This window comes from Empedobacter stercoris (genome assembly GCF_020281205.1).
GTDB classification, from domain to species: domain Bacteria; phylum Bacteroidota; class Bacteroidia; order Flavobacteriales; family Weeksellaceae; genus Empedobacter; species Empedobacter stercoris.
Genome location: NZ_JACXZC010000005.1, coordinates 16,864 through 38,429, shown reverse-complemented (window position 1 = coordinate 38,429; position 21,566 = coordinate 16,864). Strand labels below are relative to the sequence as shown.

The window sequence follows — 21,566 nt, the reverse complement described above, 5'->3', positions numbered from 1 at the left end:
CAAAAAATGAGTACAAGCACTTTAAATACTTCGCAAACAGAAGCGAAGAAGGATAATATTTTCCAAATTATTTTAGCATCATCAGTCGGAACATTGATTGAATGGTACGATATGTTCTTAGCAATCATCTTAGCAAGTGTACTTTCGACACAATTATTTCCGAATGACGGTTCGTCACATTTCTTAGAAACACTTGCAGTTGTTGTTTCGTCTTTTATGTTTAGACCAATTGGATCTTTAATTTTTGGAAGTATTGGTGATCGTATTGGTAGAAAATATTCATTCCTAGTTTCTTTAATTATGATGGGAGCAGCTACATTTTTAATAGGTTGTATTCCAACTTTTGAGGATGTTGGTTGGTTAGCTCCAGTTTTATTATTGGTTTGCCGCATCATGCAAGGACTTGCAATTAGTGGAGAATATGCAGGTGCGGTAATTTATGTGGCTGAGCATGCTCCAGCAGAGAAAAGAGGGTTTTACACAGGGTTTATTCAAGCAACAGTTCCTATCGGATTATTGTTATGTTTAACAGTTGTTTTCTTAACTCAGTCTGTTTTATCAGAAGAAGCATTTAGCAGCTTCGGATGGAGAATTCCATTTTTATTTAGTGGAATATTAGTTATTTTAAGTTATTTTATTCGTCAACGTTTACATGAAAGTCCAATTTTCGAGCAATTGAAAAAAGAAGGAAAAACATCTAAGACTCCAATTAAAGATGCTTTTACAACACCAGGAAACGTAAAATTGATGCTAAAAGCTATTTTTGGTGGAAATGCAGCACAAAGTACAATTATGCAAACAACGTTATTCGTAACATTATTCTTTTTACAAAGAGCAGTTAATTTACCATACGAAACAGTTCTAATCGTAGTTTTATGTTCTACTTTATTTAGTTCATTTTTCTATCAATGGTTCGGAGCGTTGAGTGATAAAATTGGTCGTAAGCCTGTTATGTTAGGAGGAATGATTAGTAGTTTTATTTTGATTCCATTGTCATTCTTTTTATACATGCAATTAGGAAATCCAGATGGATTAAAAGAAATTCATGATATTTCGAATTTAGCTGTAGTCGGGATTATTGTAGTAAGTTTAATTACTTCTATTGCTGGAGCAGCGACATACGGACCACTTGGTGCATTTATGTTAGAAATTTTCCCTACTAAAATTCGCTATACAAGTATGGGATTTGCTCAAAATATGGGGAATGGATTTATTGGAGGTGCAACAACCTTTGTGACGGAATTAATCAAAAGTACCATTATCGTTTCGGCAGCAATGTCACCATATATTGGTCTTGTATATCCTTTAGTTTTAATATTTATTGCGATTTTAGTGAATTATTTCACAATTCCAGAAACATATAAAACAGATTTGACTGAAGATAATTAATTCTTTATAATTCATTGATTACAACTAAAAATGCTTCAAGATTTCTTGAAGCATTTTTAGTTTTTAATGATTTCTGTTGTATGATTTTATTGTCAACTTATTTGTTAATTTTTAAATAGATACATTGTATTGCTGTGTTTTGTCTTACAACAATCGTGCATTATCACGTAATAAAATTTAACTTTACAAAAATTTAATAGAATGACTTTAGCTGAGTTAAAGCAACTTTTTATTTCAGAATTAGAATCTATTTATGATCAAGATGAAATTGAAGGTGTTTTTTTAATTTATTTAGAAGATAAATTTGATATTCAATTTATTCCCTCTAATGAAATCGATTATACATCAGAAATTTCATCAGATATTAAGCAATTAAAAAAAGGAAAACCCGTACAACATATTACAGGAAAAGCTTTCTTTTATAATGATTTTTTTATCGTCAATGAAAATACATTAATTCCGCGTCCAGAGACGGAAGAATTAATCGAATTGATTCGAAATGATTATAATCCTGAAACTGAATTATCACTGATTGATTTAGGAACTGGAAGTGGTTGTATACCTATTTCTTTGGCCAAATTATTTCCGAACTCAAATGTTTCGGCTATTGATATTTCTGAAAAAGCTTTAGAAGTAGCTCAATCGAATGCCCAAAATTTGAATGTTAAAATTGGTTTTTATCAACAAAATCTTCTCGAAGATATTCAGTTAAATCAAAAATTTGATGTTATTGTTTCTAATCCTCCTTATATCAGAAATTTAGAGAAAGAAGAAATGCATCAAAATGTATTAAATTTCGAACCTCATTTGGCTCTTTTTGTCGAAAATGAAAATGCCCTTATTTTTTATGAACGTGTGCTTGTTTTTGCAGAGAATCATCTGAATCAAAATGGAACAATTTATTGTGAAATTAATCAATATTTAGGACAAGAAACAAAACAACTTTTTGAAAAAAATTATGAATTTGTAACTATTTATAAAGATATTTCAGGAAATGATCGCATGTTAAAAGCTTCAAAAACACAATAATGAAAATATTTTTTTCGTTTATATAGTAAAACCTCTTGTATTTCAAATAAAATTGGTATTAAAATTGTTAGGTTTTACATTATTAAAAAAACAATTAAATAAACAACTATGAAAAAATTATTTGTATTAGTAGCAGTCGCATCATTATCTTTTGCTACATCTTGTAAACAAGAAACAGCTAAAACGACTGAAACTAATGTTACGGTAGATTCTTTAGCAAACGACTCGACTGCAATTATTACGGAAACAACTACAACGACTACAACAGTTTCTGAAACGGAAGCGAAAGCTAGATTGGATGAGGCGAAAGCTAAATTAGAGGAAGCGAAAGCTAAAGGTGATAAAGCGGCAGAGGAAGCAGCTCAGAAAGCGTATGATGATGCTAATACAGCTTGGAAAAATACTAAAGAAGCAGTGAAAGACGCTGCACAAGACGTAAAAGCTGGTGTAAATAATGCAGTAGATAAAGTTGATGAAAAAGCAACTAAAGCAAAAGAAGATATTAATACTGCAGCGAAAGATGCTAAAGCAGACATTAATGCAGCGGCAAAAGATGTAAAAGCAGAAGCAAAAGAAGCTGGAGAAAAAGCGAAAGAAGGGTATAACAATACCTTAGAAAAATTGAAAGCAAAATAATATCAATATTATTATTGTTAACTTAGCCTTGAGAAATCTCAAGGCTATTTTTTATGTTAAATTTTAGAGAAGCAACAAAAGAAGATGCTGCATCTATCGCAAAATTGATGATGTTAGCAATGGATAAAATTGTGTTTGATTTTATTGGAAAAACTGACTACGAAGAAGGAATTTTATTCTTAAAAAAATTAATCGAACAAGAGAATAATCAATACAGTTATCAAAATACAGTTGTAATTGAATATGAAAATCAATTTGCTGGTACAACAACTTTTTATGATGGAGGAAAATTAAATGATTTAAGAAAACCCGTTTTAGATTTTTTAAAAACTAATTATAATCAAACTATACAACCTCAAGATGAAACGCAAGCTGGAGAAATTTATATAGATACAATTGCTGTTTCTGAAGATTTTAGAGGGAAAGGAATTGGTTCTAAAATATTAGATTATTTGATTGAAGAAATTGTTCATCATCGAAAACAAACGTTAGGCTTATTGGTTGATTTTACCAATCCGAATGCTAAAAAGTTGTATGAAAGAAAAGGTTTTGTTGTCGTTGGCGAAAAAATGTTGATGAATGAAAATCATGAACATATGCAGTACAAATCTGTTTAATATCACAATAATTTATCAGATAAAAAGTAAGTTTAATCACTTACTTTTTTTGTGAACACATTTCTGTAAAGAATGCAATAATAGTTAACTTTGTAAAATGAAATATTTAATTTTATTTGTTCTTATTTTAATCATTTTAGTGCTTTACAAAAAAATGAATTCTAAGAAAACAGTAGTCAAAAATATTGAAATAGAAGAACCAAAAGTATCGTTTATTGCAATTGATAAATCAAACGAAAAGAAGGAGAATTTTGAACACAATGCGTTGCCTTATAATTTTGTAATTTCTTCGATTACAAAAAAAGAGAAAACGTTAGAATTATTGATTTCTATAGAAAATCATACCCATAAAACAATTCGAATTAATTTGAAAGAAGCGACTTATTTTTCTTCTACTTTACAAGAAAAAATAAAGGCAGACGTAACTTTTTATGGAGAATTGAACATGGGAACAAATGATATTTTACTTAAGAATACGATTCTTCCTGAAGCGCATGTCATTCGAAATATTTATTTTTTTGATCACAATTTTTCAAATTTTAATGAAATGGATTTTGTGGAGATTACATTAGAAATCAATCAACAAGTTATTCATTTGAAACAATATTTATACGAGTCAAATCTTGATTCAGTTAAATTCGTTCATTAATTATAGTTAAAAAATTAGATATATGCTTAATTTTGCAAGCAAGAATAAGTTTATATGAAACATTTACAATTGATGTTGGGAAGTGTAATGCTTTTTGGTTTAACAGCTTGTCAAACACCGAAAGTAGCTATACAAGAGCAACAGAAAACAACAACAAATCATAGTTTACAAGTTGATGGTAAAATATATGCCGCTTTTTTTCAACAAAGAGCAGCTGAGTATCAAGCTTTAAGTCAACAAGCTTATAACGTTGCGAAATTGCGTTTAGATGAAGCGATTGCAGCGAAAGGCGAAAAACCCATCGCTATTGTATCAGATATTGATGAAACATTTTTAGATAATTCATATTACGCTGTAGAAATGGCGAAACAAGGTAAAACTTGGTCGCAAGATACGTGGGCAAATTGGACTTCAAAAGGGATTGCAACTCCATTAGCAGGATCTTTAGAGTTTTTTCAATACGCAGCGAGTAAGGGAGTTCAGATTTTTTATATCACGAATAGATACGAAGAAGAACGTCCAGGAACTTTAGCTAATTTGATGAAATACAACTATCCGTTACAAAGTCCTCAAAATTTGATTTTGAGAAGCAAAGAGAGTAGTAAAGAAACTCGTCGTCAAAATATTGCAAAAGATTTTGATATTGTTCTATTATTAGGAGATAGTTTAACAGATTTTTCTAATTTGTTTGATAATCATAAATCTGAAAAAGAAAGAGCTGCAGCAGTTGAGACTTTGAAAGCTGAATTTGGTAAAAGATTTATTGTTTTACCTAATGTTGGCTATGGAGATTGGGAATCTGCAATTTTTGATTATAAATATGATTTGACTCAAGAACAGAAAGATTCAATTATTTACGAAGCAGCAAAAGAAACACCAAGTCATTAATATTTATTAAAATAGAATAAAAAAATCCACTCAATGAGTGGATTTTTTTTATCAGAAAATTATTATTTCTTTTTTGTATCAACTGCTCCTGATAATTCAGATCCAGCTTTAAATTTAGCTACAGTTTTAGCAGCAATTTTGATTTCTTTTTTAGTTTGTGGGTTGATACCTGTTCTTGCAGCTCTCTCCGACGTAGAGAAAGTCCCGAATCCTACTAAAGCAACTTTATCTCCACTTGCTAAAGCTTTAGTTACATTTTCTGTAAATGAGTTTAGGGCTTTTTTAGCGGCTTCTTTAGAAATTCCAGCGTCAGCTGCAATTGCATCAATAAGTTCTGATTTGTTCATAGTTGTAACTTTTTAAATTAATTTATACACAAATATACTCTTTCCCTTTATTTGTGCAAGTTTCAAGGCTAAAAAAATCAATAAATTTTGCACTTTTCTTCAAATTTGTGTCAAAAATCAGTAAATAAGTACTTATTTTACGAATAAGGTGTCTTCGTTTTGATGTCCGTTGATAAAATCTTTGGCAGACATTCGACGTTTTCCTTCGGGTTGAAGTTCTAAAATTTCGTAAACTCCCTGAGGTAGTTTTATATATAGATTATTTTTTTGTAGAACTAATTGAAAATTTTCAGCCTCTAAAACCAAATCAGTTTTTAAACCACCATATAATTTTAAAGATTTATAGTTTTCTCCATTGCCAAAAGTTGTCCAAGCACATGGATAAGGAGAAAGTCCTCTAATTTTATTATGAATAGTATTGATTGATTGATTCCAATCAATTTTACAATCTTCTTTAAAAATTTTAGGAGCGTGTTTTAATTCGATTGTTTCTTCTTGTGGATGAGGTTTCAACGATTCGTTTTCTAAACCATCTAATGTTTTTACTACTAATTTAGCACCAATATGCATCAATTCGTCATGAATTTTTCCGACATTATCATTTTCTTCAATTGTGACTTTATCAGAAATTAAGATATTTCCTGTATCAATTTTTTCATCAATCAGAAAAGTGGTTACACCAGTTTCGTTGTCTCCATTCATTACTGCCCAATTGATCGGAGCTGCTCCACGGTATTGAGGAAGTAGCGATCCGTGTAGGTTAAATGTTCCTTTTGCAGGAATAGACCATACAACTTGTGGTAACATACGAAAAGCAACAACAACAAAAACATCTGCGTTCCAACTTTTTAACGTTTCGATGAATGCATCGTCACGTAATTTTTCTGGTTGAGCCAAAGGTAGATTATGTTCTAACGCATATTTTTTAACATCTGAAATATTCATTTTCTGTCCTCTTCCAGATGGTTTATCAGGAACAGTAACAACTCCAACTACTTCGTGATGACTATTTGTATTGATTTCATTCAATGATGTCGCCGCAAATTCGGGCGTACCCATAAAGACTACTCGCATTTTTATTCTATTAGTTTATAAGAATCGAATCCAATTGGTTGAACTCGCATTTCGTCGATTAAATATTGCAATTCTTCAACGATTATATCTTTTGGCAAATTTATGAATTTTGAGAGGATTTCGGCTTGCGTTTTCTCACCTTCTTTTAAATATTCAATCAAATCGTTAGCATTAAAATTCTTAGTTTGTTTTTTTGATTGGCAAACATCACATTTTCCACAATTTTCATCAGATTTTTGATTAAAATAACCAAACAACAAACGTTCTCTACAAATTGTATTTTGTTCAGCATAATATATCATTGCTTGCAAACGTTTCCAGTTATTCACTTGAATCGATTCGAAATCTTTCCACAGTTTGTTTTTAAATGCATTGGAATCTCTTGGAACAAGGAATCTAAAACGCGCTAAAAATCGATCCGAATAATCGATTGTTCCATTTTTATAATAATCATGCAAAGCGTTTCTGATGTCACCAATACTTCTGTGCAAATCAAACGCCATTTTACTTTCCGAAATTTCTCTACTGTAAGTGTAAATTCCAGGATAATGACGTTGTAAATAATCAAAAATTTGGTTTTCACCTTGATTAATTGAATGTGGCGAAGCTAAAATTTGAAGTGTACTATTTTGTGTATAATTCTTTTGTTGAATAATTTCTTTTGTATTTAGAAAATCTAAAAATTGAAGAACCATTTTTAGATTTAAACCAAATTTTTCGGCAAATTTCGGAATGTCTAACTGGTAATTCATTTCGGTTAATTCGCCTTCAGCAAGTTGTAATTGACTAAATAAACAATTCGAGATTTTGATAAAATCTTGTTGCGAAGGTAAATTAGCTTTGAAAATATTCTCGGCTTGTATACGATCATCGGGATGATAGAGGTAAATTCCATGCGACTCCTGTTCGTCACGACCAGCGCGTCCGACTTCTTGGTAATATGCTTCTATACCTTGTGGTAAATCGATATGAAAGACTGTGCGTACATTCGGTTTATCGATTCCCATTCCAAATGCATTTGTCGAAACCATAATACGCGAATTACTCAACATCCAATTGCGTTGTTTTTCTTCCTTTTCGTCTTTGGTTAATTTGGCATGAAAATAATCGGCATCAAAGCCATTTTGACTCAAAAAATTAGCTATTTCGTACGTTAATTTTCTATTTCGAACAAATATGATACTCGAACCTGAATATTTTTTTAAGTAATAAATTAAATCTTTTTTCTTGTCGGTGGATAGAAAAACATTGTACGAAAGATTTTCTCGTTTTAAAGAGGATTTGAAAATTTGAGGTTGATTAAGCTCAAGTTTTTCAATAATTTCAAGTTGAATTTTTTCAGTTGCTGTCGCTGTAAGTGCTAAAATAGGTACTTTGGGTAGAATGGTTTTTAATCGAGCAATTCGATGATAGGCTGGGCGAAAATCATGTCCCCATTCAGAAACACAATGTGCTTCATCTACCGCAAGTAAACTAATATTAATCTGCTTCAAACGTTCGATAAAAATTCTACTTTGCAAACGTTCTGGCGAAACATATAACAACTTTATTCTGTTATTTTGACAATCGTCTAAAATTTTTCCGATTGTATTTTGATCGATTTCATTCGTAATATACGCCGTAGAAATACCTTTGGACGTTAAATTCTGTACTTGATCTTTCATCAGAGCAATTAATGGAGAAATTACCAAGGTCAATCCATCAAACATAATTGCAGGAACTTGATAACACAAGGATTTTCCTCCACCAGTAGGTAAAATAGCCAAAGTATCTTTACTTTCTAATACATTAGAAATAATTTCTTCTTGCGGCGTTTTGAAAGAAGGGTAGTTCCAATATTTGAAAAGAATTTCTTTTGCAGTCAAATTACAAAGCTTTGTTGTAAAATTAGGAAAATATAACTCAATTAAACAATCGAGTTATCATTCTTTTCTTTAGCGTTATTGAAAGATTTATTAAAATCCAAAATTTAATCCGAAAACTACTCGACCTGGATCCTCACCTTTGAAGTAAGAGATGGTTGCGGTAATGGATTGCGCTCCATTGATCCATAATCCTCCACCCATAGATGAATGCCATTTATCGGAATCTTCTCCATTTAACCAAACTCGTCCGTAGTCTGCACCAACAAAAACACCTAATCTCAATGGAACAATAGCTTTGAAACGTAATGCGTCAAAACGTAAATCTGATGTTTGTAAGAAAACTTTGTCTCCGGCAAAACGTCCTAATCGGTATCCACGTAAATCTTGATCTCCTCCTAAGTTAGCCATTTGATAAAACTCCATAAAATCACCCCAAATAGCTTTTCCTTTAAGCATAGAAGCAACTGTCAATCGGCCATTTGCTGAAATTTTATGCGTAAATCCTAAGTTAAGCTCTGTATAAAAGTGATTACGTTCAAAATCCGTTAAATTCGAAATCCATTTTGCATGTGCTAAAAATGTCATTCCTAATTTTGGTAATGATTCGTTATCGTAATTTTTGAAAAGATATTTAGCACCGATTTCTCCAAAATGTTGTCCTTTAAAGACATCTCGGTTGATATCTGGTAAGTCACCAACGATACGATCAAGGTTTTCTTCAATTTTTTTGTAACTATAAATGGTAGAAAAATCTAATCGACCATTGTTGTTCATAATTTTGAAAATAGAAGGACCAATGCTATAACTTTCTAATCTTACACGGTTATAATCTATTCCTATTTCTTCTTGATTATTTACTGTTTCGTTTCCAAAACCGAAGAAATTTGTACTATAAGTAGGGCTGGTGTAAGCAGCGTTTAAGTCTAAATTCCACTTACCTAAGGCTTTTGTAAAAGTACCTTTGTATTTCGCATCCCAACCACCTGTCGCAAAATAATAACTAACTTGTAAATTGTGACGTTGAGAGTATGGTTTGCGGTCAAATCCATTTATAGTATAGGTTGGTGAAAGTCCAATTTTTAAACCATCGTCGGGATTATAACCAATGTTGGGTAACATGGTAAAGAAATTATACATCGGTTGTTTATAATCGTATGTATTGACCTCATAATCGTTGACAAAATTTTTAGAAGTTAGAAAAGTAGATTCAGAAGCGTTACTGCCATTGGCGTAATCATATACTTTTATTTTCGCTGCACGTTTCACCTCGTAATCATCATCATCAATTCCACCAATAATACGTGTTAAAATAGCATTACTTGGTTTACCTTCGACTCTGAATTTGTCTTTTCCATTTAATCCATACAAACGAATTTCTTTGGTTTCTTTTTTATCAAATTCTTCATCAAAAATTAATGTTTTTTCTTTGCCTGAATAGATTTTGATAGCTGTTTTACCTTTTGCTAAACGAGTAATGATAAATTCGTCATCTTCATCTGTCCCTTTTAAAATGATTAGTTTGCGAAGTATTTTATTGTATTCCTCTGCAAATTTTTCTAATTTAGATTTTCGAGAGATGATATGATTGATAACGTCTTGATCATATTCTTGTTTTGTTTCCGTAGGAATTAATTCGAACGATTGTTTAATGTACTCATCGCTCAAATTTTCTTGAATATAGCGTGCTTCTTGTTTCCAAAGGTTAAGATCAGATGATTCTAAAATAGCCAAGTCTAATGGATAGGGTTCACGGTTGAACCACTTTACATTTTTGATATCATCTTTGTAATCTTGCATATGTCGAAGTGGAGGAATCCGCATAATAAGGTTAAAGAAAAGACCATCGTAACGAGGAAATGCTTGATCGCGATCACGTGGAATTGCACGATATATCGTTTTTCCATTTTCTTCATACGCACCCCAACGCCATTGATCCGAGTGTCGATCCCAATCGCCAACCAACATGTCAAAAAGTCGCGCACGAATGTAGGCTTGTTTGTCTACAATTACATCTTTATTTTTTTGAATCGCAACCAGCATATCATCCGTGCTTACAATATCGGTTGGCTTTCTGAAAACACCATCCTGATATCCAGCCATTGGACGTTCTTCAATCATATATAGCTCATCACCAAAATTTTCGTTGTATTCTTTTAACGTTTCTTGTTTGGGAACATAAAATAATTTTGGCGTAGCATGCATAATATGGATAGGCTTCATCAAATTTGCAACTGCTAACGGATAATAAGGGTGATTGGTTGTATAAAAATCCATCAAAAATTTTTCAGTAAAAGAATCTTCAAATTCATCTGCAACATATTTATTTTTGAAGGCAACTTGTTGAATAAATTGTGTAGCACTTTTTTTTACCGAACGCATATTGTATTCTTCACCTTTATTGTTCACTAAACGCAAACTTTTCGTTTGATGTCCGCCCCCCATTCTGATAGGTGTTAAACCTCCATACAGTTGATTTAAATTAACTGTATTAGCTGTTATTGTTTGGCCGAAAGTTTTGCGGTAATGACGACCAAAAAAGAATTTATATGGATCAGATTTTTTTGTTACATCTAACTCATATACACTTGTTTCTTTTGTTTTTGGCATTTTTTTATCGTCATATACCTGAGCCAAATATTGCTTTTTCTTTTCTGTAACTTGTTTTGATAATAACAATTCGATTTCATCATTTTTGAACCCATAAAAATTTGCCAAAGAAGCGCCATTGTCATATAAATCTAAAACAACAAAACCATTGTCACCATAAGAGAAATCATTTTTACCAACCGCTTTTGCCGATTCTTTTTTAGAGCCAGATCCACTTATAATTTGTTTGACATTGTTCTGTTGAATGTATTGTAAATTATGATCATGACCAGAAACAACAATGACATTATTCCTATTTTCGATAATTGTCGCAATACGAGATGCCATTTCTCTATATTTGAAATTATTGACATCTTGCGGACTCAACCCAGTCGTGCTACGCAACAAATTAATAAAAGATCCAATGATAGGTAAAGGAACTTTGAAATCGTCTCCAAATGGATAAAATTGTTTTTTGAAATCAAATTGCCCACCATGCGTACCATTCGAAAACAAGGGATGATGCATAGTGATTATAGTTGTGCGATTTTGATATTTATTTAATTGTGATTCTAATTCTTCAAAAAAAGCTTCACGCGATTTGATATCACACTTTTCGTTAAGGCCTGGGTGATTATCCCAATCTTGTAAATACCATTCAGAATCTATTGCAATTATCCCAATACTATCGTTGACATTTATTTTATCAATTGGACAAGCATCTTTTGGTAAGAATGCTTTTTTATTTCCTAATTGCTTTTTAACTATTTTTTCTTGTTCTTTTAGCCCTTTTACACCATTTCTCCAATCATGATTTCCTGGAATAAAAAGTGTTTTTCCTTTGAATTCTTTTGCTAAATCAATCTGAAGTTGAAGTTTATCTCGGCTTGTCGTATAATTTTTCTTTGTAGAATCAACTACAATTCCATTTTCGTAAATATTATCACCCAAAAAGAAAAGATAAGAAGTAGAATCTGCTTTTGCTAATTCATTTTTTAGCATTTTCAAATTCTGTTTATTTATTGGCTGATCCAAATCGCCAGCATCACCAATTAAATAGATTGATTGGATTTTGTTGCCTTCAACTTTTTGTGTCTTCTCGGTCTTAATATTTTTCCCGTATTGAGGATGTTGCGTAGCGCAAGATGTCATATAAAGACACGAACCTACTAAAGCCAAAAAAGGATAATTCAATTTTTTGTTGTTCAGTGTTGGTAATAATTTCATACATTTAAGCGTTAAAAACTTGTGATGAACCAATTGTTATTAAATATAGAAAACTATGTTTTCAATCTGTTCAAAGATAAACTTTCTTTAGATTTTACGTACCATAATTTTATGCATACCGTAAAAGTTGTAGAAGCCATAAAAACCTTGAGTGCTGAAGAACAAATTCCTACAGATCTACAAGAAAAATTAATAATTGCAGGTTGGTTTCACGATACCGGTTACACAAAAATCGTGCAAGGTCATGAAATTGAGAGTGCAAATATTGTAAAAGAGTATTTAAGTGAACTTGATTTTGATGAAAAATATATTAAAGAAGTTCAAGATTATATTTTGATTACAACTTTATATAAAGTTCCGAAGACGATTGGCGAAGCAATTGTAAAAGATGCAGATAATTATCATTTGGGTCAAACTGAATATCCAAAAATAGCCGAATTATTACGAGATGAGATTTCGAAAATTTGTAAAAAAGACTTTACAGATTATGAATGGCATATAGAAAACCGAAATTTCTTTTTGAATGTGCATCATTTTTATACCGATTCGGCAAAAAAACTTTGGCAAAAAGGAAAAGAAGAAAATTTGATTTATACACAAAGTAAAATCAAAGAAATTGAGTTGATTGGCGATGTACCGAACAAATACGAATTAAAGAAAAAGAAAAACGATAAAATTCAACAACCCGATCGAGGTGTAGATACGCTTTTCCGTGTAACGTTAAACAATCATACGCGTTTAAGTGATATTGCAGATAGTAAAGCCAATATTTTATTGTCTGTAAATGCAATTGTAATTTCGATTGCGCTTTCTACGTTGGTTCCGAAATTAGGAAGTCCAAAAAATGAATACTTGATTTTACCTTCTATTGTTATGCTTTTGTCAAGTGTTATTTCGATTATTTTTGCAATTTTAGCCACAAAACCAAAAGTTACTTACGAAAGTTTTAACGAAGAAGATGTAAAAAATAGAAAAGTTAATTTGCTTTTCTTTGGAAATTTTTATCAAATGTCGCTTGATGCCTACGAAGAGGCGATGGAAGAATTGATGAAAGACAGAGATTATGTTTATACATCTTTAACTCGAGATTTATACTATTTAGGAAAAGTTTTGGAGCGAAAATATCGCTTGTTGAGTATAACGTATACCATTTTTATGATTGGTACTATATTATCAGTTTTGACTTTTGCTTATGCAATGTTTACAAATGTTGGTTAAATACAATTCCAACTAAAAATTCGCCTATTTTTTCTTATAAATACTTTAAGAATGCCTATTTTTAGACCATAAAATAGTTGAGATGAAAATTGAATTAAATAGAGTAAACAAAGCTTCTCATTACGAAGCAACTGCTGCAAGTTCTTCTGTGAAGGTGAATATAGATGGGCCAGAATCGATAGGAGGAGAGGGAAAAGGAGTTCGTCCGATGGAGCTAGTTTTAATAGCTTTAGGTAGTTGTAGTGTTTTTGATTTGGGAGAAATTTTAAAAAAACAACGTCAAGAAATCGAAGATCTTAAAGTTGAGGTAGAAGGACAACGCCGCGAAGAAATTCCAAATATTTTCACAAACATTCACATCAAATTTTTCTTAAAAGGAAACATCGATTTGGAAAAAGCAAATAAAGCTGCTGAATTAGCAGTGAAAAAATATTGTAGCGTACACGATATGTTAGCAAACGGAGGTATCGAGATTACGTACGAAATTAATGTGAATTAAATTATAGCAAAACATTACACCAAATAATGATGGAATAAATGACGAATGGGATTTGAGTAAATTCTTAACTGCCTATCCAAATGCTGTTATAGAAATTTATGACCGATTTGAAAAAAATGTGAAAACAATTACACAAGCTGATCAGTTTATTTGGGATGAAAGAATACGAGGAAAACCTGTGCCTACAGATAATTATTGGTATGTAATCAAACTAAATGATGAACAAACAAAATCAGGTTCAATATTAATTAAAATCAGATAATCTTAAGTTTTTGAAACAAGATTAAATCGTAAAATCATGATAACAAAAAGATGTAGCCTTATAGGTTACATCTTTTTTTGTTAAATTTACAATTCAATGTATATTAACTTCCTGAAAAAGTTTAGTTTGAACCTGTAATTATACTGAATATGAATACGAAAAACCAACAAATTGTTTATGTCCACGGACTATATAGCTCGGCTAATTCTTCGAAATTCAAATCGATTTTAAAGAAATATCCTTCAGCAATTTGTGTAGAATGGAGAGTAGAGGATACTATATCGGCCATTTTGCTTGAGGCTTACGATCACTTAAAAGGAGTCGTGGAAGATTTAACTATTATTGGGAGTTCTACTGGAGGTAATTTTGCGTGGCAATTGCAACAGAAATTAAAAGAAAATGGTAAATCGAGTGAATTGATTTTACTTAATCCTTTGGTTGATGTATCAGTCATAAAAGAGCTTGATTTTCCAGAAAATCTTATCCAATTTTTAGTAGATATGAATCGTTTCGAAAATACTAAAGTTTTTTTATCCGTTCATGATGAAGTGTTAGATTTTGAAAAGTTAAAAAAATTCTTCGAAATGCAAGACAATATTTTTCCAAATCAAATTGATATGATCGAAATTGATGATGATCATCGTATTCATAACTTCAAGTCATTGTTAACGTTAATTTAATTTACTCTTTACAATTATTTAATTTTATTCCATGCATTTTTGCATCAAAATTAAGTCACTCAAATTATGAAGCATTATTTAGTTTTACCGTTATTATTAATAACTGTAAGTCTTTTTGGACAGAATAAAGATTCTATTCAAACAGAAGAATATAAAAACTTGATGTCGCCTTATTACAGTTATGGAGACGGTTTGGGAATTACTTCTCCCGATAGTTTGTATCAGGTAAATATTCGATTCAGAATGCAAAATAGAGTGTCTTATATTGATAATCAAGATGAAGAAGATAAAATTGATGCGCAAATTCGTCGTTTAAGGCTTCGATTAGACGGTTATATTGGTAATCCAAAGTTCGAATATTCGTTGCAACTTTCTTTTGCTTCTGGCGATGTAGGAAAGGCAGAGGAGGGAAAAAATACTAACATCATTCGAGATGCCATGATTTTTTATAACCCAAATAAACATTGGAGTTTTGGATTTGGTCAAACCAAATTGCCGGGAAATAGACAGCGAAATAATTCTTCGGGTGCATTACAATTAACAGATCGTTCTATTAACAATGCGGACTTTAACATCGACCGTGATTTTGGATTTCAAGTACAACATTCAAAAAAATCAAAAGAACATTTTTCGTATACATTGCGTGGAGCTGTTTCTACTGGAGAAGGGAGAAATTGGACAAAGTTTGATGATACAGGTTTAGCCTATACAGGAAAAGTAGAATTGTTTCCGTTCGGGGCTTTTACAAATGACGGAAGTAGTTACGAAGGAGATTTATTTCATGAGCAAACACCAAAGTTGATGCTTTCTGGTGCGTACAGTTACAATAATAATGCGCATAAAACCAAAGGTCAGCAAGGAGATGAGTTATTTGGAACAGCAAATATTCAATCTTTATTTTTTGATGCAATGTTCAAATATCGTGGTTGGAGTTTTATGTATGCTTACTTGAATAGAAATTCTGATCAAACTGTATTCTATAACCCGCAAGATGCAACCGATTTTAATTACATCTACAATGGTCATGGAATGGATTTTCAAGGTTCATACACTTTTCCAAAACATTGGGAAGTAATTGGACGCTATTCTACGCAAAAAGTAAATGATAAAATTTTTGAATTTACTCCAAACACAAATCAATATAGTTTAGGGTTGACGAAGTATATCTGGGAACATGCCTTCAAATTACAAGCAGAAGTGTCCTATGAGCAACAGAAGTTTTATAATTTAGAAAAGAAAAACAATTGGTATGCCCGTTTACAAATAGAAATTGGGATATAAGCTATCTTATTTAAGTAAACTATTTTACAAAGATTTAATGGTATGATATTTAAATAAATTGTTTAAATTTGTAGTAACAATATCAACCCATGCAACCCAATAAAAGAAAAAGTAGCCTGAATCGTAATGTGGAATTCGGCACAAAAAAAGTATAGTTTAAAGACGTAATAATTGTAGCAATTTTAATATTTGTAATCGTTTTAACAATATTTAAATTTGTAAATTAAATAATCTAATAAAAAAATCCCTTCATCTGAAGGGATTTTTTTATCTATTTTTTCTCAATAGAAACTAATTTCGAATTTTCTTTACAAATCTCAAGAACGAAGTCATAATCTTTAGAATTGTCTTTGCTTTTGTAATTTGCTAAATATTCTCTACATGGAACTTGATCTTTTTTAGAGTTATCAAAATCAACTTTACTTCTTTTGAATAATTCTTTTTTCAAAAATGTAGAATCTAAATTTTCAGTTTTCATAAATGCTTGTGCTTCTGGTGAAATCGATAATCTTTTAGAATAAGCTTCATCCAAAACTCTTGCATTTGGAAAGTAATTACATGAGAATGCGCGTGGACCAAACGCCATTGCGACGAAAACCATCCCAATTCCTACTCCCATCATATACTTCATAAATCTTTGCGTAAACGTCATATGATCAATAAATTAATGTCGTGAAATGGTAAATCAAACCAGTCACATAAGTTCTTTTTTACAATTCTTCCTTTGTACAAATATACGCCATTTCTTATAGTTTTATCCGTTTGTACCACATTTGCAAAACCAGATTCTTCTGATATTTGAAATAAATAGGATAAAAAATAATTACTCAACGCTTTAGTAGACGTACGTGCAACGCGAGAAGTGATATTAGAAACGGCATAATGAATGATATCATTCTTTACAATGATTGGATGATCATGTGTTGTCAACTCTGAAGTTTCAAAGCATCCACCTTGATCTATACTAACATCAATAATAACAGCGCCAGCTTTCATATTTTGAACCATCATTTCAGTAACGACACATGGTGTACGAGTTTCTCCACGAAGTGCTCCAATTGCTAAATCGCATCGTCTTAAAGCTTTTCCTAATTCTTTAGGATCTAATGTTGAAGTGGAAACGCGTTGACCAATATTTTGTTGTAAACGTCTTAATCTCGTCAATGAATTGTCAAAAACTCGAACCGAAGCGCCCAAACCTAAAGCAGTTCTTGTTGCATTTTCAGCAACAGTTCCTGCTCCAAGAATAACAACTTCTGTTGGTCGTACTCCAGTAACGCCTCCCATTAAAATACCATTCCCAACATTTGTTGAAGACATCAATTCACTCGCTACCAAAATAGCCGTAGTTCCTGCAATTTCACTTAATAAACGAACGACTGGTAAATGATTTTGTTCATCACGAATAAACTCAAAACCTACAGCATCTACACGTTTTGCGATAAGTTTCTGAAAATATTCACGTTTCAACGTGTTGGTAGGTACAGAAGAAATGATTAATGCATGGGGTTTTACCCAATCAATTTCTTCTAATGTAAGTGGGCCTACTTTTAGAATAATTGGTTTTTCGAAAACGGATTGCGTATTGTAAGAAATCTGCGCACCAGCTTCCGAATATTCTTTATCTGAGTAATTTGCCCCTTCTCCTGCTCCAGTTTCAATCGTTACTTGATGTCCGTTATTGACTAAAATTTCGACTGCATCAGGAGAAAGACAAATTCGTTTTTCTTGATTATTTGTTTCTTTTGGAATTCCAATATCGAAGCGCTCTTTCTTATGAGGAATCTCTAAACGCTCGGGTTGAGGAATAAGTTCTTCTTGAGAAAACGGCGTGAAAATATTTTTTCCGTCCATAATGTATTAGCTAAAGTTTAAATGACGAATTCCATCTACATTTTTTAGTGTAATTGTGTGGTGCTCATCAGGTATAAAGTTAGCAATTTTATTTGGCCATTCCATCAAACAATAATGATTAGAATATAAATATTCTTCAATACCAAAATCTAATGCTTCATCTTCATGATTCAAACGGTAAAAATCAAAATGAAAGACCTTTCCTTTTTTGGTGTCATATTCATTTACGATCGAAAAAGTTGGACTTGATACTTCATCATTTGTGCCTAAAGCTTTTACAAATTCTTTGATAAAAGTTGTTTTTCCAGCACCCATTTCTCCTTCGAAAGTGATTAATTTATAGTGAAGCTGATCTATTATTTGATGTGCAACTTCGGGTAATTCGTCTAAATTATGAATGATAAATTCCATTTAATTTTTTGGTGTTAAAACAACCATTGGTATAATTATTTCTTCTAACGAAATTCCACCATGTTGGTAAGTATTCTTGTAATAATTAACGAAATGATTGTAATTTTTTGGATACGTTAAAAATAAATTTTCTTTTGCAAAGATATACTTTGACGTAACATTAACCTTAGGTAAAAGGAATTTTTCTGGTTGATCAACTGCCAAAACATCTTTTGGATCATATTGCAATTGTTTCCCTAATTTGTAACGTAGGTTGGTACTTGCTTCTTTATCTCCAATGACTTTTGTTGGCTCTTTAACGTAAATTGTTCCATGATCGGTTGTTACAATAATTTTCATCTTGTTTTGAGCCGCTTTTTTTACAATTTCCATTAAATACGAATTTTCAAACCAATGTTTTGTAATTGAACGATAGGTTTTGTCGTCTCGAATCATTTCGCCTACAATACGATTATCAGTTTTCGCATGCGATAAAATATCAATGAAGTTATAGACGATAACATTCAGATTATTGTTTTTGTAATTGTTAAAATCATCTGCAATTTTTTTCTCAAAATCAGAATTTAAAATTTTGAAATAATTGTATGTAAGATCTCCCAATCCAAGACGTTTTAATTGTTCTCCTAACAATTCTTTTTCGTGCATATTTTTGTTTCCTTCATCGGTGTCATTTAACCAGTACTGAGGATATTTTTTCTCAATTTCAAGTGGCATCAGTCCCGAAAAGAATGCATTTCTTGCATATTGTGTTGCTGACGGCAAAATACTGTAATATAGATTTTCGTTTTCAGAATTATAATAACGATTAAAAATAGGTTCAATCACTTTCCATTGATCATAGCGTAAATTGTCCACCATTATCAATAATACATTTTTGTCTTTCCCTAATTGTGGGCGAACTAATTGATTAAAAACTGTGTGCGATAAAACAGGGCGATCTTCGTCATCATGTAACCAATCTTCGTAATTACGTTCAATGAATTTAAAGAAAGCTGCATTGGCTTCACTTTTTTGATTTTCGATGATTTGCGTTAAAGCAGTATCTTCAATATTTTCTAATTCAAGTTCCCAATAAACCAATTTTTTATAAATCTCTTGCCAATCTTCAAAATCACGCGCATTCATCATATCCATCGTAATATTTCTGAATTCTTGTTGGTAATTGATAACTGTTTTTTCGGAAATAATTTTAGAAGCATCCAAAATCTTTTTCAAACTTAATAAGATCTGATTTGGGTTAACAGGTTTAATCAAATAATCTGAAATATGTGCACCAATTGCATCTTCCATAATATGTTCTTCCTCACTTTTTGTGACCATAATAACGGGAAGATTTGGGCGGATTTCTTTGATTTTTGGCAAAGCTTCTAAGCCGCTTAACCCTGGCATGTTTTCATCGATTAAAACCGCTACAAAATTTTCTTTTTCAATCACTTCTAACGCATCCGTTGCGTTGTTTATCATTGTCGTATCGTATCCCTTTTTCTCTAAAAAAAGTTGGTGCGGTTTCAATAAATCGATTTCATCGTCAATCCATAAAATTTTTATAGCCATTTGTAATAATTTATATTTTTTATTATGATTTTTCTACTATCAGAATTCTTCCAAATATAGCGATAACAGAAATGTTAACATCTAAATTGTATGTTAAACAAAACAGGAGTTTTGCTAAAATTTGCGTTGTTTTTTTAGCATAAATAATTCCAAAAATGATTTTAAAGAAAAATATTTTATAAAAACGTTTCTTTCTGATCAAAGTACTCTTTAGAATGGGTAAAAATTTATATCTTTGTTAACAAAATTGTACGTTTGAATCCATTAAACAATAATAAGTTGAAAATAGTAAATGATCCAGTTCATGGATTTATAACGATTCCAAACGAGCTTATTTATCAGATTATTCAACATCCATATTTTCAACGACTTCGTAGAATTTCGCAAACAGGACTGACTGAAATGGTGTATCCTGGTGCAAGACATTCTCGTTTTCATCACGCTTTAGGTTGTATGCATTTGATGCAAAAAGCCCTAAATATCCTTAAAAGAAAAAACGTTGAAATAACTTCCGAAGAAGAGAATGCGGCGTTGATAGCCATCCTTTTGCATGATTTGGGACATGGTCCTTTTTCACATTCTCTTGAACATTCGATTATTAATGGTTCTCATCACGAAGAAATTTCGCTTCGTTTGATGGAAGAATTAAATCAAATTTTTGATCAAAAATTAACGTTAGCTATTCAAATTTTTAAAGGACAATATCCAAAAAAGTTTTTAACGCAATTGGTTTCGAGTCAATTGGATTGCGATCGTATGGATTATTTGAAACGAGATAGTTTTTATTCTGGTGTTGTAGAAGGAAATATTAATCCAGAACGAATTATCTCTATGATGAATGTTTCGGATAATGAGTTGGTGATTGAAGCCAAAGGAATTCCTTCTGTCGAAAAATTTTTGATGGCGCGTATGTTTATGTATATGCAAGTATACATGCACAAAAAATCTTTTACAGCCGAAAATTTTTTGATTAATGTATTAAGAAGAGCAAAAGAGATGACACGAAAAGGTGAAAATTTGTTTGCAACTTCAGCTTTTAAGTATTTTTTAGAAGATAATGAAGATGGAAGTTTATCAAAAGAAGGTTTAGAAATATTTACGCATTTAGATGATTCGGATGTGTTATCAGCAATTAAAGAATGGCAATATCACGATGATTTTATTTTAAGTAAATTATCAAAAAATATCATTCAGAGAACGTTACCAAAATCCTATTTAATGGATAATAAATTGACTGATGAAGAAATTTTGCTTGAAAAGAATAGAGTAAAAGAAGCTTTAGAAATTGAGGATGCAAGCTATTTTGTGGAGCAGACAACAATTAAAATAGTTCCGTACGAAAAATCAAAAAGTCCAATTAAGGTTTTATATAAGAATGGTGATGTTAAAGAATTATCTTGTTCCGGAAAAAGTTTGTTAACGCAATTTTTGGGACAAGAAATTACAAAATATCACTACCATAGTGTATAAGGATTGATTTAAAGAATTTGACAAAAAAGT

General features: G+C 31.3%; 20 protein-coding genes. 12 read left to right on the top strand and 8 right to left on the bottom strand.

The genetic code is table 11. The annotated features are described in order from the left end of the window. Positions 1-6: 6 nt before the first annotated feature. From IF125_RS03775 to IF125_RS03750, 6 genes are all read left to right on the top strand, one after another. Positions 7-1,389 carry an MFS transporter gene (locus IF125_RS03775; protein ID WP_188320144.1) on the top strand — a complete coding sequence of 461 codons (1,383 nt, stop codon included), beginning with the start codon at positions 7-9 and terminating at the stop codon, positions 1,387-1,389. Positions 1,390-1,590: 201 nt separating this feature from the next. Further along, positions 1,591-2,418 carry a peptide chain release factor N(5)-glutamine methyltransferase gene (gene prmC, locus IF125_RS03770; RefSeq protein WP_225541567.1) on the top strand — a complete coding sequence of 276 codons (828 nt, stop codon included), beginning with the start codon at positions 1,591-1,593 and terminating at the stop codon, positions 2,416-2,418. A 108-nt stretch (positions 2,419-2,526) separates the two neighbouring features. Then, positions 2,527-3,054 (top strand): hypothetical protein, encoded by a 528-nt coding sequence (locus IF125_RS03765; protein WP_171621704.1) that lies wholly within the window; start codon positions 2,527-2,529, stop codon positions 3,052-3,054. A 53-nt stretch (positions 3,055-3,107) separates the two neighbouring features. Beyond that, on the top strand, positions 3,108-3,671 hold the full coding sequence (locus IF125_RS03760; protein ID WP_171621705.1) for a GNAT family N-acetyltransferase: 564 nt from the start codon (positions 3,108-3,110) through the stop codon (positions 3,669-3,671). 154 nt (positions 3,672-3,825) lie between these two features. Continuing rightward, a complete protein-coding gene (locus tag IF125_RS03755) occupies positions 3,826-4,320 on the top strand; it encodes a hypothetical protein (protein ID WP_171621706.1) in 495 nt (164 codons plus the stop codon). A 54-nt stretch (positions 4,321-4,374) separates the two neighbouring features. Continuing rightward, positions 4,375-5,208 carry a 5'-nucleotidase, lipoprotein e(P4) family gene (locus tag IF125_RS03750; RefSeq protein ID WP_171621707.1) on the top strand — a complete coding sequence of 278 codons (834 nt, stop codon included), beginning with the start codon at positions 4,375-4,377 and terminating at the stop codon, positions 5,206-5,208. 62 nt (positions 5,209-5,270) lie between these two features. On the opposite strand, the gene IF125_RS03745 is transcribed toward IF125_RS03750, so the two are convergent. The 4 genes from IF125_RS03745 to IF125_RS03730 form a co-directional block, all read right to left on the bottom strand. Further along, complete coding sequence (locus IF125_RS03745; RefSeq protein ID WP_225538989.1) at positions 5,271-5,555, bottom strand: HU family DNA-binding protein; 285 nt, start codon at positions 5,553-5,555, stop codon at positions 5,271-5,273. 132 nt (positions 5,556-5,687) lie between these two features. Beyond that, positions 5,688-6,629, bottom strand: coding sequence for a methionyl-tRNA formyltransferase (gene fmt, locus IF125_RS03740; protein ID WP_225541566.1), 942 nt, complete (start codon positions 6,627-6,629; stop codon positions 5,688-5,690). A 2-nt stretch (positions 6,630-6,631) separates the two neighbouring features. After that, the gene (locus IF125_RS03735) at positions 6,632-8,494 is read right to left on the bottom strand and encodes a RecQ family ATP-dependent DNA helicase (RefSeq protein WP_225541565.1); all 1,863 of its coding nucleotides are present in this window, start codon (positions 8,492-8,494) and stop codon (positions 6,632-6,634) included. A gap of 90 nt (positions 8,495-8,584) precedes the next feature. Beyond that, positions 8,585-12,307 (bottom strand): metallophosphoesterase, encoded by a 3,723-nt coding sequence (locus tag IF125_RS03730; RefSeq protein ID WP_225541564.1) that lies wholly within the window; start codon positions 12,305-12,307, stop codon positions 8,585-8,587. A 24-nt stretch (positions 12,308-12,331) separates the two neighbouring features. Between IF125_RS03730 and IF125_RS03725 the strand changes: the two genes are divergently transcribed. The 5 genes from IF125_RS03725 (at position 12,332) to IF125_RS03705 (ending at position 16,247) form a co-directional block, all read left to right on the top strand. Next, a complete protein-coding gene (locus tag IF125_RS03725) occupies positions 12,332-13,525 on the top strand; it encodes a Pycsar system effector family protein (RefSeq protein WP_188320137.1) in 1,194 nt (397 codons plus the stop codon). An 82-nt stretch (positions 13,526-13,607) separates the two neighbouring features. After that, complete coding sequence (locus IF125_RS03720; protein WP_225541563.1) at positions 13,608-14,024, top strand: OsmC family protein; 417 nt, start codon at positions 13,608-13,610, stop codon at positions 14,022-14,024. Between the two features lie 13 nt (positions 14,025-14,037). Further along, entirely contained in the window at positions 14,038-14,286 is a 249-nt protein-coding gene (locus IF125_RS03715; RefSeq protein ID WP_225541631.1) for a T9SS type B sorting domain-containing protein, read from the top strand. 149 nt (positions 14,287-14,435) lie between these two features. Then, entirely contained in the window at positions 14,436-14,966 is a 531-nt protein-coding gene (locus IF125_RS03710) for a hypothetical protein (RefSeq protein ID WP_225541562.1), read from the top strand. 66 nt (positions 14,967-15,032) lie between these two features. Beyond that, positions 15,033-16,247, top strand: a complete 1,215-nt coding sequence (locus IF125_RS03705; RefSeq protein WP_225541561.1) for a porin — start codon at positions 15,033-15,035, stop codon at positions 16,245-16,247. 271 nt (positions 16,248-16,518) lie between these two features. Here the strand turns inward: IF125_RS03705 and IF125_RS03700 are convergent, their stop codons facing one another. Genes IF125_RS03700 through porX form a run of 4 tightly spaced genes read right to left on the bottom strand, consistent with a single transcriptional unit; the run spans position 16,519 to position 20,066 of the window. After that, entirely contained in the window at positions 16,519-16,878 is a 360-nt protein-coding gene (locus tag IF125_RS03700) for a hypothetical protein (protein WP_225541560.1), read from the bottom strand. A gap of 17 nt (positions 16,879-16,895) precedes the next feature. Then, positions 16,896-18,101 carry an alanine dehydrogenase gene (locus IF125_RS03695; RefSeq protein WP_225541559.1) on the bottom strand — a complete coding sequence of 402 codons (1,206 nt, stop codon included), beginning with the start codon at positions 18,099-18,101 and terminating at the stop codon, positions 16,896-16,898. A 6-nt stretch (positions 18,102-18,107) separates the two neighbouring features. Then, entirely contained in the window at positions 18,108-18,512 is a 405-nt protein-coding gene (gene tsaE, locus IF125_RS03690) for a tRNA (adenosine(37)-N6)-threonylcarbamoyltransferase complex ATPase subunit type 1 TsaE (RefSeq protein ID WP_188320135.1), read from the bottom strand. Further along, positions 18,513-20,066 (bottom strand): T9SS response regulator signal transducer PorX, encoded by a 1,554-nt coding sequence (porX, locus tag IF125_RS03685; RefSeq protein ID WP_171621719.1) that lies wholly within the window; start codon positions 20,064-20,066, stop codon positions 18,513-18,515. Positions 20,067-20,345: 279 nt separating this feature from the next. On the opposite strand from porX, the gene IF125_RS03680 reads away from it, so the two are divergent. Beyond that, complete coding sequence (locus IF125_RS03680; RefSeq protein WP_225532365.1) at positions 20,346-21,536, top strand: HD domain-containing protein; 1,191 nt, start codon at positions 20,346-20,348, stop codon at positions 21,534-21,536. Positions 21,537-21,566: the final 30 nt, after the last annotated feature.